11 protein-coding genes are annotated in these 12,840 nt (G+C 61.9%); 5 read left to right on the forward strand and 6 right to left on the reverse strand.

Annotated features, from left to right (window positions below):
• Positions 1-94: 94 nt before the first annotated feature.
• Positions 95-1,282 carry a maltose/maltodextrin ABC transporter substrate-binding protein MalE gene (gene malE / locus D7241_RS17125; RefSeq protein ID WP_408102541.1) on the reverse strand — a complete coding sequence of 396 codons (1,188 nt, stop codon included), beginning with the start codon at positions 1,280-1,282 and terminating at the stop codon, positions 95-97.
• Positions 1,283-1,541: 259 nt separating this feature from the next.
• On the opposite strand from malE, the gene D7241_RS17130 reads away from it, so the two are divergent.
• From D7241_RS17130 to D7241_RS17145, 4 genes are all read left to right on the forward strand, one after another.
• Complete coding sequence (locus tag D7241_RS17130; protein ID WP_408102542.1) at positions 1,542-3,608, forward strand: alpha-amylase; 2,067 nt, start codon at positions 1,542-1,544, stop codon at positions 3,606-3,608.
• A gap of 35 nt (positions 3,609-3,643) precedes the next feature.
• Entirely contained in the window at positions 3,644-4,711 is a 1,068-nt protein-coding gene (locus D7241_RS17135) for a hypothetical protein (RefSeq protein WP_408102543.1), read from the forward strand.
• 105 nt (positions 4,712-4,816) lie between these two features.
• Positions 4,817-5,263, forward strand: coding sequence for a type II 3-dehydroquinate dehydratase (gene aroQ, locus D7241_RS17140; RefSeq protein WP_408102544.1), 447 nt, complete (start codon positions 4,817-4,819; stop codon positions 5,261-5,263).
• Positions 5,260-6,114, forward strand: coding sequence for a shikimate dehydrogenase (locus D7241_RS17145; protein ID WP_408102545.1), 855 nt, complete (start codon positions 5,260-5,262; stop codon positions 6,112-6,114). The genes aroQ and D7241_RS17145 overlap by 4 nt, the downstream gene beginning before the upstream one ends.
• A 48-nt stretch (positions 6,115-6,162) precedes the next feature.
• Here the strand turns inward: D7241_RS17145 and D7241_RS17150 are convergent, their stop codons facing one another.
• From D7241_RS17150 to D7241_RS17170, 5 genes are all read right to left on the reverse strand, one after another.
• A complete protein-coding gene (locus D7241_RS17150) occupies positions 6,163-6,825 on the reverse strand; it encodes a TetR/AcrR family transcriptional regulator (RefSeq protein ID WP_408102546.1) in 663 nt (220 codons plus the stop codon).
• 72 nt (positions 6,826-6,897) lie between these two features.
• Positions 6,898-8,808 (reverse strand): 3-dehydroshikimate dehydratase QuiC, encoded by a 1,911-nt coding sequence (quiC, locus tag D7241_RS17155; protein WP_408102547.1) that lies wholly within the window; start codon positions 8,806-8,808, stop codon positions 6,898-6,900.
• Between the two features lie 198 nt (positions 8,809-9,006).
• The gene (locus tag D7241_RS17160) at positions 9,007-9,822 is read right to left on the reverse strand and encodes a sugar phosphate isomerase/epimerase family protein (RefSeq protein ID WP_408102548.1); all 816 of its coding nucleotides are present in this window, start codon (positions 9,820-9,822) and stop codon (positions 9,007-9,009) included.
• A 12-nt stretch (positions 9,823-9,834) separates the two neighbouring features.
• A complete protein-coding gene (locus D7241_RS17165; RefSeq protein ID WP_408102549.1) occupies positions 9,835-10,881 on the reverse strand; it encodes a Gfo/Idh/MocA family protein in 1,047 nt (348 codons plus the stop codon).
• Positions 10,882-11,205: 324 nt separating this feature from the next.
• On the reverse strand, positions 11,206-11,985 hold the full coding sequence (locus D7241_RS17170; RefSeq protein WP_408102550.1) for an IclR family transcriptional regulator: 780 nt from the start codon (positions 11,983-11,985) through the stop codon (positions 11,206-11,208).
• Positions 11,986-12,200: 215 nt separating this feature from the next.
• Here D7241_RS17170 and D7241_RS17175 point away from each other — a divergent pair, with 215 nt between their 5' ends.
• Positions 12,201-12,833 carry a tripartite tricarboxylate transporter TctB family protein gene (locus D7241_RS17175; RefSeq protein ID WP_408102551.1) on the forward strand — a complete coding sequence of 211 codons (633 nt, stop codon included), beginning with the start codon at positions 12,201-12,203 and terminating at the stop codon, positions 12,831-12,833.
• Positions 12,834-12,840 lie beyond the last annotated feature (7 nt).

A 12,840-nucleotide genomic window follows, 5' to 3' on the forward strand; every position in this document is an offset into this window, starting at 1 on the left:
CTCGACGGGAACATTCACGGCGGACATCGGAATCTTGGCCTCAAGGCGCGCAGCCGAAGACGCAGGCGCCTCCGGCTGCGGCTGCGGGTTGTCGTTACTTGACGATGCGCTTGGCGGCGTCATCTAGAGCGGCATCGACCGATTGACGACCGGACGTGATGTTGGTCAGCGCAGGCTCCATCGCCGACCAGAACACACCCATCTGCGGAATGTTCGGCATCGGTCGGCCTTGCTCGGCGCTGTCGAACGTCGCCTTGATCAACGGATCGTTGGCCAGCTCCGCCATGTATGCCTTGTTTGGCACCGCACCCAGCGGCACGTCGGCGTTCATGGTCTTCAGTCCCTCGACCTGCAACAGGTAATTCTCAAGAAACTCGACGGCCAATGCCTGGTTCGGGCTGGCTGCGTTGAGGGTCGCGGCCATCACGCCGGAGAACGGCTTGCTCGGGCTATCGCCCACCGCCGGAATCGGCGCCACGCCGAAATCGATACCGCTCTTGCGGATGTTCGACCAGGCCCAAGGCCCGCTGATGAACATCGCCGAGTCGCCCTTGTTGAACGCGGCTTCGGCGGCACTGTAGTCGGCGCCCTTGGGCATGACGCCCTCATCGATCAGGCGCTTGAGCACGGTTGCGCCCTGCTTGGCGCCCTCATTGTTGACACCGGTCTTGCTGACGTCGTAACCCGCGTCACCGTTGGCGAACGCATAACCGCCGTTGGCCGCCAGCAGCGCCCAGGTGAAATAGGTGTTGTTGTAATCCCAGAGAATCGCGCGCTTGCCGTCGGCAGCGAGTTCTTTATTGAGCGCAAAGACTTCATCGAACGTCTTCGGCGGGGTCGATACCAGCGCCTTGTTGTAGATCAGCGCGGGGGCTTCTACTGCCATGGGATAGCCCCACAACTTCCCTTGGTAACTCACCGCGTCCCAGGCGAAATCGGCGATCTCGCCCTTGGTCTCGGCACTCGGCGTGATCGGGGAAAGCAGCCCGCTCTGCGCCCATTCGCCAAGCCGGTCGTGTGCCCAGATGAAAATGTCCGGCCCGTTGCCGGTGGCTGCAGCCTGCTGAAACTTGTCGGTCGCCGCATCTGGATGGGCGACTTCGACTGGAATGCCGGTTTCTTCGGTGAACTTCTTGCCGACCTCAGCCAGGCCCTTGTAGCCCTTGTCACCGTTTATCCAGACGACCAGCTTGCCTTCTTCGATAGCAGCCTGGACGGACAGCGGCAAACTCAGGGTTGCGGAGAGACCGATCGCGGCCGCTGCAAACAGCTTTTTATTCATTCGTGTATCCCTCGTGGCTTCTTATTTTTGATCCACAACGTTCTGCGTGCCGCTGGGCGGTCTTGCAGTGCATCCATACTCGCCCTGCCGGTGGGCTAAAACATCCTCCCCGGCGGGAGGATGAGGGGCGTAGAGGCAGGGCGTAGTTTTGCCTTCTGGCGGTTTTCGCAGCGCGCTTGAATCGGCCCTTCTCCGCCTGCACGGCTCGCCGAAAACACGCTTGAATAGAGCCATCTATCCCGCCTTGCCGGAGCCGGACATGCGCCCTCTGCCGCCCCTTAGTCCTTCTATCCTAGCCCTTTGTTTCAGTCTGCTCGTGCCTGTCGTGCAAGCGGAACCGCAGGTCCCGATCAGACTCAACGGTCAACTGCTGCAGCCGGCCTGGGAACCCCTGGCTGATGATCGCTTCGCCGTGGAGCTGGAGCTGCCGAATGGCATGTTGCAGCTGGGCGTCGACGAGGCTGAACGTCAGCCGTTCAAACCCTTCCAACGGCACGAACTGAAGCCCGGCAGCCGCTTCGATTTCAGAGTGACGAAACCGGGTCGCTACCGCCTCCTGGTGCAGACCGGCGACGACGCCAACCTGCGCCTGCTGCCGATTCGCCAGGGGAGCAAACCGGTCGAACAGGCTTGCCGTCCATGGAACGGCGAAGCCATACAGGTGCCGGTCGCCGACGTGTTCGAAAACGGCCAGCGATTACGCGACGCCTATAGTGGCAACACGGCAACCGTGCAGAACGGAAAAATCGAGCTGACTCCGGCGCCAGACAGCGGCGGTCTGTTGCTGCTCGAAGCGGCTGATTCGTCATCAGAGCAGCCTCGCGACTGGCGCAACGCGATCGTCTATTTCGCCCTTACCGACCGCTTTGCCAACGGCGATCCGAGCAACGACCGCAGCTATGGCCGGAAGCCTGACGGTGCGCAAGAAATCGGCACCTTCCACGGCGGCGATCTCAAGGGCCTGACCGGCAAACTCGATTACCTGGCCGAACTCGGCATCGACGCCCTATGGATCAGCGCGCCCTATGAACAGATCCACGGCTGGGTGGGCGGCGGCGACAAGGGCGACTTTCGCCATTACGCCTATCACGGCTATTACGCGCTGGACTTCACCCAGCTCGACGCCAACATGGGCAGCGAAAAAGACCTGCGCGAGCTGATTGCCCAAGCCCATGCCCGCGGTATTCGCGTGCTGTTCGATGTGGTGCTCAACCATGCCGGCTACTCGACCCTGGCCGACATGCAGCGCTATGACTTCGGTGCGCTGCGCGACGGCATGGCGCGATACCTACCGGAGCAGTGGACGCAGTGGCGACCGGAGTCCTTCGAGAACCTGCACGCCTATCACAACTTGATCGATTACGAGCATCCGGCCTGGGCCAACTGGTGGGGCAAGGACTGGGTTCGCGCCGGCATCGCGGATTACCCCGCTCCGCCCAGCGTACTGGTGGATCCGCTCAAGGGCTCGCTGGCGTTCCTGCCCGACTTCCGCACCGAGAGCGATGCGCCGGTCGGCCTGCCGCCTTTCCTTCAGAACAAGCAGCCAACCCGCGCCGTGGACCGCGACGGTTATCGCGTCCGCGATTATCTCGCCGAATGGCTGACGTACTGGGTTCGCGAGTTCGGTGTGGACGGGTTCCGCGCCGATACCGTCATGCACGTGGAGCCGGCAACCTGGGCGCATCTGCGCAAGCAGGCGGACAAGGCTCGCCGCGACTGGGGCCACGCCAACCCAAGCGATCCGTTCGCTGACGAGCCGTTCTGGATGGTCGGAGAAGTTTTCGGTCACGGTCCGGAAACCAGCGACTACCAAGCCAATGGCTTCGACGCACTGATCAACTTCGCCTTCCAGCAGGAAATCGCCAGCCAGGGTAGCGACTGCCTGCGCCGAGCCGACCGCAGCTATCAACACTATGCGGCGCTGCTGGCGGACAATCCTGGGCATAACTTCATGAGCTACGCCTCATCTCACGACACCTCGTTGTTTTCTGCGCAACACAACGGCGACCTGGATCGCCAACGCGGATTGGCCAGCGCCTTGCTGCTGAGCCCCGGTGCGGTGCAGATCTACTACGGCGACGAAAGCGCGCGCACCTTCGGCCCCACCGGTTCGGACCCGTTCCAGGGCACCCGCTCGGACATGAATTGGGACGAGCATGCCAAACCGGATATCGCCGCGCTGATCGATCACTGGCGCCGCGTCGGTCAGTTCCGTGCGCGCCATCCTGCGATTGGCGCCGGCAGCCACAGGCGGCTATCCGAACATCCTTACGCTTTCGCCAGGCAACAGGGCGACGACAAAATCATCGTAGTGCAGGCCCACTAACCATCCATTCCAACCCACCGGCAGAGGACTGCGTCATGACCTTGGAACAACAACGCCACGCGGCCCAGCTGGCATTCGTCGCCAGCGGCGCGGAGCTGGAAATCGGTACGCGTGACGATTGCCCGCTGCCGCTCGAACAACTGGAGGCCACCCTAGGTACCGAGCCCTATGTTCGCGAATGCTTCAGCGCCGGCTTGACCGCACACGTCTATCGCATCCATGCCGGCGGACGCGACTGGACGCTCAAGCGCGCCCGCGAGCGCTGCAAAGTTCAGAACGTCGATGGCCAAACCAGTTTTCTCAACGAGATTCAGCGCCGCGCCGACCTAGTTGTGCTCAAGCGCGACCCGCGCCTCGGTGAGCATCTGAGCGCCGTTGTCGATACCCGCTACGCCAGCTTTCGCCGCGGCGTACTGCTGTCTCCGTGGATCGACGGCGAGCGCATCCAGACCTGGAACGAGCGACAGCTGCTGCAACTCTTCGACGCGCTGGTGGCGTTGCTGCTCGGCGGGCTGTTCGAGTGGGACCTGTGCCCCGGCAATACGCTCGACGATGGGCAGGTGCGCCTGTTCGACTTCGGCTACATGTACCGTTTCGATCCGCTGCGCCAGTTCAATAGCAATGGCACCGCGGCGCCGGGTTTTCATGCGGCCGAGCGCTTCGAAACCCGGCAGTATTTTGCCCATCTGCTGCCGCTGGAGCAGCAAAGCGATCATCTGGCACTGGCCGCGTTTGCCCTCGAAAAACGCATCGCGCTCGACGCCTATCAACGCTTGCGCGCGGAACTGCTGGCACGCGGCGCCAGCTCGACGGTGCTCGATTGGCTGGGCGGCATCATCGCTGAATGGCGGCAAGCATTGAGCGGCGATCTCGACGCTCTGTACCTGAAGGAGGCCTGGCGCTCGCATTGGCTGGATCTGCAAGACGATCTCGGCGGCCAGACCTGCACACCCTCGACATTGGTGCGAATCGACTGGCTGGAGCAAGCGGTACGGGAACGCCATGCCGATCTTCAACGGCTGACGGCGCTGGGCTCTGCACACGCGCTGCAAGCTGAACTGCGCGAGGCGCGTCGTAACGCCCGGCAATGGCAGGTCGGATGACAACATTGTTCGATTACCGCCCAGCTTTCCGTCCGCGCATGACGATCCCGACGGCGTCTTTGATATCGTGTATTAACCAGTTGGTACATTTATCGAAGAGCCGCAATGACCCAGACCATTCTTGTTTTGAACGGCCCCAACCTGAACCTGTTGGGCACTCGCGAACCCGCTACCTATGGGTACGAAACCCTGTCGGACATCGCCGGGCTGTGCGAACGCACGGCGTCTTCGCTCGGACTGGCCGTCGAGTTTTTCCAGACCAACCATGAAGGTGAATTGCTGGATCGCATCCATTCCGCACGCGGCCGCTGCGCCGGCATCCTGATCAATCCCGCCGCCTGGACCCATACCTCCGTGGCGATCCGTGATGCGTTGGCGGCGGTGGAGCTCCCAGTAATCGAAGTGCACCTGTCGAACGTGCACAAACGCGAGGCCTTCCGTCATCACTCCTTCGTCTCGCCGATTGCCGTCGGTGTAATTTGCGGGCTGGGTAGCAACGGCTACCGCCTCGGCCTGGAACATTTCGCTCAGTTGCTTGAGGCGCGAGCATGACCAATATCGAGACCCGCTCTGTACTGGCCGGCCTGATCGGTGCCGGCATCCAGGCCTCGCGCACCCCGGCCTTGCACGAGCACGAAGGCGACGCCCAGGGCATCCGTTATCTGTACCGCTTGATCGACCTCGACAAGCTCGGTCTGGATCTGGCCGCCCTGCCCGATCTGCTAACCGCAGCCGAGCGCACGGGCTTCACCGGACTGAACATCACCTTTCCAGCCAAGCAGGCGATCATCCCGCTGCTCGACGAGCTGTCTGACGAAGCGCGAGGCATCGGCGCCGTCAACACCGTAGTGCTCAAGGATGGCAAACGCGTCGGACATAACACCGATGCACTGGGGTTCGCCGAGGGCTTTCGTCGTGGGCTGTCAGGCGTCGCTCGCCGGCACGTCGTGCAAATGGGCGCTGGCGGTGCCGGTGCCGCCGTGGCCCATGCGTTGCTCGACGAAGGGGTTGAGCGGCTGAGCATTTTCGAGGTGGAACCGGCGCGCGCTCAAGGCTTGGTGGACAACCTCAACGCCACTTTCGGTGAAGGTCGGGCCGAAGTGGGCCGCGACCTGCCGGCCCTGATGGCCGATGCCGACGGGCTGGTCAACACCACCCCGGTGGGCATGGCCAAGCTGCCAGGCACACCACTACCAGTCGAGCTGCTGCGACCTCAGCTCTGGGTGGCTGAAATCATCTACTTCCCGTTGGAAACGGAGCTGCTCAGAAACGCCCGCGCCATCGGTTGCCAAACACTGGATGGCGGGACCATGGCAGTGTTCCAGGCGGTCAAAGCGTTCGAGCTGTTCACCGGCACCAAAGCCGATGCCGAGCGGATGCAGACGCACTTTCTTTCCATGTGAGACCGACGTTCCAGGCGACACCGCGCCCGGCCGCAATGGCCGGGCAGCTCAGGCCTGCAGGTAGCGCAGAACCGATTCGCAGATCATTTCCTTATGCCGTTGCTGCACTACCGGGTCATGCAGGTCGATCTGGAAAATCTCGCCAAAGGTGTGGCGGTTGGAGTTGCGGTAGAAGCAGAACGAGCTGATCAGCAGGTGTACGTCCAGCGCCACTAGACCTTGACGGAAAAGCCCCTCGGCTTCTCCGCGACGCAGAATTTCGTCCAGCAACACCAGCACGTTATTGCTCAACGAACGGATCGCTTCGGAGCGCTTCACGTATTGGCCGTGGTGGATGTTCTCAACGCTGACGATGCGGATGAAACCAGGGTTGCTATCGTGATGATCGAAGGTGAATTCCACCAATCGGCGGATAGCATCGCGCGGTTCCAGCTCGGCCAGGTGCAGTGAGCTTTCGGTGTTGCGAATGTCGCCGTAAAGACGCTCGAGCACCTGCAGGTAGAGCTGCTCTTTGCTGCCGAAGTAGTAGTAGATCATCCGCTTCGACGTACGTGTGCGCTCGGCGATGGCATCGACCCGAGCGCCGGATAACCCCTGCTGGACGAACTCGGCGATGGCCGCCTCAAGGATGTCCTGGCGCGTCTTCTCCGGATTGTTCTTACGCCCCTTGCGGGGCATCGCGGTATCTAGAACATCAGCTGCTTGGGTCATTGTTATATCTATCAGGCTTTGGCTGCGGGCGATTATGGCCTGCCTGCCACAGGAATAAAGGGCTCAGCCCCATTACAGCTTTGGAGGATTGGCCGCCCCGCTGCGCGATTTCGCCATTGCCGCCAGCCGCACCGCGACGTTGGCAGCACCATATCCCGCGTAGCCGTTCTTACGCTGCAATATCTCGAAGAAGAACCGCCCCTCGAACGCCTCGGTATAGACGTGGAACAGCTCCCCTCCCTGCGCGTCGCGATCGTAGAGCACGTTGTAGTAGGCCAGCTCGCTCAAGAACTCATCATCAAAATCGAAACGCGCGGCCAGATCGTCGTAGTAGTTCAGCGGAATATCGAGTAACGGCACGCCAGCATCTTTAGCCCGATTTATCTCGGCGAAGATGTCTTGGCAATCGAAGGCGATATGATGCACGCCCGAACCGCGGTAGCTCGATACGGCGTGGGAAATCGCCGTGTTACGGTTTTCCGAGATATTCAGCGGCAGACGGATGCTGCTGCAGCGGCTGCGGATAGCCCGACTCTTGACCAAACCATAGGGGTCGGGCAGCACCACCTCGTCGTCAGCCTGGAAGTCGAACAGCGTTTTGTAGAACAGCACCCAGGTATCCAATACGTCGGCCGGCAATGCCATCGCCATGTGGTCGATGCGTCCCAATTGGCCGCTCTGCTTGGCGTCAGGGTCGAGAATGAAATCGCTGTCGTAGATCGTGCGTCCTGGCTCGCCGTGCTCCACCAGATAGATCAGGCTACCGTCCGGCGCGCGTACTGCGGGAATCTCCGTCTCGTTCGGGCCGACCAGCCCACGATACGGCTGCCCCTTGAACGCACGCGCGCGCTCCAGCGCAGAGGCACCGCCGCGCACGCGCAGGGCGGTGGCGCACAGGGACGGGCCATGCGCCTCGAAAAAATTGTGACCGAATGAATAGGGCTCGGCATTGAGCACGATGTTGATATCGCCCTGCCGCAGCAAGCTAACCGCCTTGGACCGATGCTTACCCGCCTGGGCAAAGCCCAGCTTTTCGAGCCAGCCGGTCAGCTTGGCTGCACAGGGCTCATCCATGGCGAATTCGAGAAACTCCACGCCTTCGTAGCGGCTCGCCTCGGGCGGCGCGAAGAGCATGTCCAGCTGTGCGGCAGGCGCCGGGTTTGGTTCCAACAGCTTGCGTGTCTTTTCCTCAAGGTAGAGCAGCGAGCGCAACCCATCGGCGGCATTGCTCCGGGGCGGCGCCGCGCGAAAACCATCGTTGAAGATTTCCAGCGACAGCGGACCCGTGTAACCGGTACTCAGGATCGGCGCCAGGAAACCCGGTAAGTCGAACTCGCCCTGGCCGGGGAAGCAACGGAAATGGCGGCTCCACTCCAGCACATCCATGGCCAGCACCGGCGCATCGGCCATCTGTACGAAGAAGATCTTGTCTGCCGGAATCGCAGCGATAGCGGCCGGGTCGTCCTTGATCGACAAGGTATGAAAACTGTCCAGGATCATACCCAGCGCCGGATGATCGACCTGCTGCACCAGCTTCCACACCTGCTGGTAGGTATTGACGTGCTGCCCCCAGGCCAGCGCCTCGTAGCCGATCCGCAGCTGGCGCGCGCCAGCGCGCTCGGCGAGCAAGGCCAGATCGTCCGCGAGAATGCTCTCATCGCCGAGCGAGTCCGGCTGCACGTTGCTGCAGACCAGCACCAGGTCGGTACCCAGCTCCTGCATCAGATCGAACTTGCGCTCGGCGCGGTCGATGTTGCGCTGCAACCGTTCGCGACGGCAGCCTTCGAAGTCGCGAAACGGCTGGAACAGGGTTATCGCAATGCCCAAATCCTGGCACATGCGCTGTATGTCGCGCGGGCTGCCGGAATAATAAAGCAGGTCATTTTCGAAGATTTCGACCCCATCGAAACCGGCGGCGGCGATGGCTTCGAGCTTTTCAGGAAGGGTCCCGCTCAGAGAGACAGTGGCGATCGAGCGATGCATGCGATTGGCTCCTGGTCGATAAGCGGCTACGTGTAGTCGCTTCGTCGAACGTGTACGGGTGATCGGGTATCGACCCGATCTTCGCGTGCGATTACCGGATAGGCAAACCAAATGTACTAACCGGTGAGTTTTATCGTTCGATTATCGAACCATCTTTCTAAGCGCCAAGTACGGGGCGGTCCATCGCCGTCAAGTTGGTCACACTAATGCCAGCACTCGGCGACTCGCCTCCAGCGCCATGCGCGCGCGATCGAGCGCACTGACGCCCTGCTCCATCAACTGACGCGTTGGAATCTCCAAGCTCAGCGGAATATTCGCCGGCATCGCCTGTAGCAACCCCACCAAGTCACAATCCCCTTCGCCGGGAAAGCGACGCTCGTTGCGTGCCTGACGGAGGATTTCCGTCATATCGTCCGGCCGCGGACCCGCCACGTCGCAGAGCTGCATGTAGCGCAGACGTGTCGGCGCGACCTGGGCCAGATCTTCCAGGCGCGACCCCGAGCGATCGAAATGGAACGCATCGACCAACACGCCGCCATTGTCGCGACCGGCTGCCTCGACGATGCGCGCCGCCTGAGTCAGATCGCGGGCATCGGTCCAGGGCATGAATTCCAAATGCGGATGCAGGCCGAACGGCGCGGCGAGATCGCACAGCTCTGCGAAACGCTCGGTCAGCCGTGCCTCGTCAGGATCATTGCCAGCGACGAGCACCTCGCTGGCGCCGAACGCTGCGCCGACCGCCAGCACCGCCTCGAAATCGGCAATTCGCGTATCGGGTTTGAGCCGCAAAATTTCCACATCCAGCACGCGCACGCCGGTATCGCGCAGACGGGCAAGCGTCTGCTGCTGAAGCGCATGGTCAGCGGCCAACGGGAAGTGATGCTCCTCGGGCGTGGCCGGTATCAGGCGAAGCCCCACGTGGCTGTAGCCGGCGCGAGCGGCGATTTCCACCATCTCTGGCGGAGACAGCTCAAGGACGGTCAGGGCTGCCAGGGAAACGATTCGATCGGTCATAGGATTTCTCGCTCAGAGACGTTCAGGTTCGTATGTCGAGCCGGTCTGAGCGGCGCGTTCGATCGCCTCCACCAGCGCCAGGGTCCGTCCGGCATCGGCCGCGTCAATCAAGGGTGCAGCTTCGCCGCGAACCACTGCGAGAAAGTGGTCGAACTGACGGCTCAGGGCATCGCCCGCCGGTATCGGCTCGCTGTGACGCAACAAGGGCTGGTGCCAGCCGTCACCCGGTTGCACGTATTGCCAACGCTGCAGCTGCGGCAGGCTGAGCGCGCCGTGCGTCCCGGCGAGCAAGTAGCAGGGCTGGTCGAATTGACGCGGATAGACCGGGTTTTCACCGGCGTCCAGCTCCCAGCTCCAGGGGGCTGCGACCGCATCCGAAGCGGTCAGGCTGCCCACGGCGCCGTTTTCGAAACGCAGAATCACCGCAGCGCTGTCTTCGTTGTCGAAACCGCGTACGCCGTTATCGAGAAACGCCTGCACCTGGCGCACCTCGCCACATAAGTACCGCAGCAGATCCAGATCGTGAATCAGATTGGTCAGCAGCAATCCCGCGCCTGGTCCACGTCGCCACGGCGCATCGTAATAGCTGTCGGGCTTTTGTAACTGCCACATCGCAGTGACGGTCGTCAGCCGGCCCAGCGCCTGTTCATCGAGTAGCTGGCGAGCCCGCACGATCAAGGGGTTGTGCCGCCGATGATGGCCGACCAGCACCGGCACCCGGGTTCGCTCACAGGCATCGACAAGCTGGCGTACCTGCGCCAAGTCAGTGGCCACAGGTTTCTCCAGCAGTACCGGGATGCCTCGCTCCACGCATTGCAAGGCAGTCGTCACGTGCAGCGCGTTGGGGTTAGCGACGATGACCGCATCGGGTCTGACCCGCTCAAGCAGCGCATCCGGATCGGCGAAGCAGGCCACGCCTAATCCATCCGCCAACGCTTCGGTCTCCGGGCCGGGGTCGGCAATGGCGCAAAGTCGGGCTGCCGATGACCGTGCGATCACTTCGATGTGCTGGCGACCCATGACACCCGCGCCGACCAGCGCAATTTGCAAATTGTCCAAGCTGCATCTCCAGGCGATTCTAATTCCGGAACAGGGTTCCATTTTCAAGCCTGTCGATATTTGAGGGTACGAGCGCACGTCGCGCAACGCGCGATGCACCAGAATCTCGGTCAAACCGAACGAATTTGTGCGGTTATCGGACACAACCCTGCACCACTTCCAAGCTCATTTAGCCATCAGCACGCGGCGGAGACGCCGCAGTCACCATGCCTGAATCTTGGCGACGTGCTGAATAGCGCAAGCGCTGAGGAAGAAACAGACCCGCCAGCTTTTTCGTTTGAAGACTGTCTCAGCCTGATCAGAATCCTGGCCTGCCCGGGCGCCTTAGGCGAAGAATTCGGATGCCTGGCTGGCGTCGGAAAGCTCCTTGCTCGCCGCGATCAGCGCCGGTGCCAGCTCATGAATACGCGCCTCGGGCAATCGCGCGCTGGGGCCGGCAATACTCAACACACCAAGCGGATGACCCTGCTGCGGATGGACAACCACAGCGGCCAGTGCTGACATCCCTATCGCTGAACTCTCTATCACCCAGGCGTAACCCCGGGCGCGTGCCTGCACCAGGCATTCCAGCAAGGCCTGATCGTCACGTGGCGCGTTGGGTCCGGTGACGATATCGGCGCTCTCCGCATACTGCTGCCGTACTCGCTCCAACGCATCTTCATCGCTCATGCAGGCGAGCCAGGCCTGACCTGAGGCGGTGCAGAACAATGGCGCTTCACGACCCATGTCCGGGTCGTAGCGCAGCCCCGAACGCGCGCCCTGCGATTTGGCGATCCAGGTCAACCGCCGCGGCTCCACCACGCCGAGACGCACCAGTTCACCCGAGGTTTCGGCGAGACGATCGAGGATCGGCTGAACAACATCCGCACCGATGTGGGCCAGCTGTCGAAAGCCCAGCGCGATGAGGCGGGTCGACAACCGATAGCGGCCGGTCATGTCGTCCTGCCGGACATAGCCGAGGCGTACGAGTTCGGCGAGCATGCGATGCGTCGCGCTCTTGGGAATGTTCAGACGATCAGCGAGGGTCTGCAGCGCCAAGCCTTCTCCGGCACCGGCCAGCTGTTCCAGCACACCCAGTGCTCTTTCGATCTGATTGCCCGCCATGTGCAGTCACCTCCGCCTGAGAAGGCAGCGATTCTAGAAGGCGGCAGCCGGATCGGGGAATCGACGCGTGTTGTCCAATATGTTCTAACCAGTTAGTTTTCGTGCGGTAATCGGCCAGATCAAATTGATTCGCTGTCGTGGTGCTCGCACTATTAGCCCACGACGAAGACGGGCCCGCCCTTCTCGACCACACCAACAATAAGAGTGCCCCTGCTATGAACCATCACGCATCGTTGGGTCGTGCGACGAGCCAGCCGCTGCAGCCGGACCACCTGACGGGGCCCCTGCGCAGCCTTTCTCCAGCACAGTCGAACCCCTCCCGCTACCCTTCCGGCTCCAACAGCGCTGGGGCATCCCGCCTGTCCACGCAGGAGCAAGACATGAAAGAACCCAAGATTCGACTAGTCGGCGAGCTCGTTTTCGGTGTCGGCCTACTGGTGCTGAGCCTGGTCATCGGCTGCCTGGCCTACGGCATCTCCGGCTTTTCCTCGATCAATTCCGCCGGCGCCTTCCCGCTCGGCATCAGCTTCATCATGGTTGCCTCGGCACTCTGGTGCCTGGTCGAAGCGCTGGCCAAGAAACCTGCGGCTGTCCACGGGCTGGCCGCCCTGCGCCAGTTCTGCCGCGAGCATTTTCCAATCAGGATCGTGGTGTTTGTGGCCTTGACCATCGCCTACCTGATCGCGATGGACTGGGTCAGCTTCTACGTCAGCACCTTCGTCTTTACGTCCGCCTGCATCTTTTACCTGCGCCGCGGCGGGCTGCTGCTCTCCATTGGGGTCAGCGCCGCGATGCTGGCAATCATCTACCTGATGTTCACGCTGGTCTTCAGCGTTTACCTGCCCTGAGGCGAAT

Origin of the sequence: Stutzerimonas sp. VN223-3, assembly GCF_045999685.1 — a bacterium.
Taxonomy (GTDB): domain Bacteria; phylum Pseudomonadota; class Gammaproteobacteria; order Pseudomonadales; family Pseudomonadaceae; genus Stutzerimonas; species Stutzerimonas stutzeri_AR.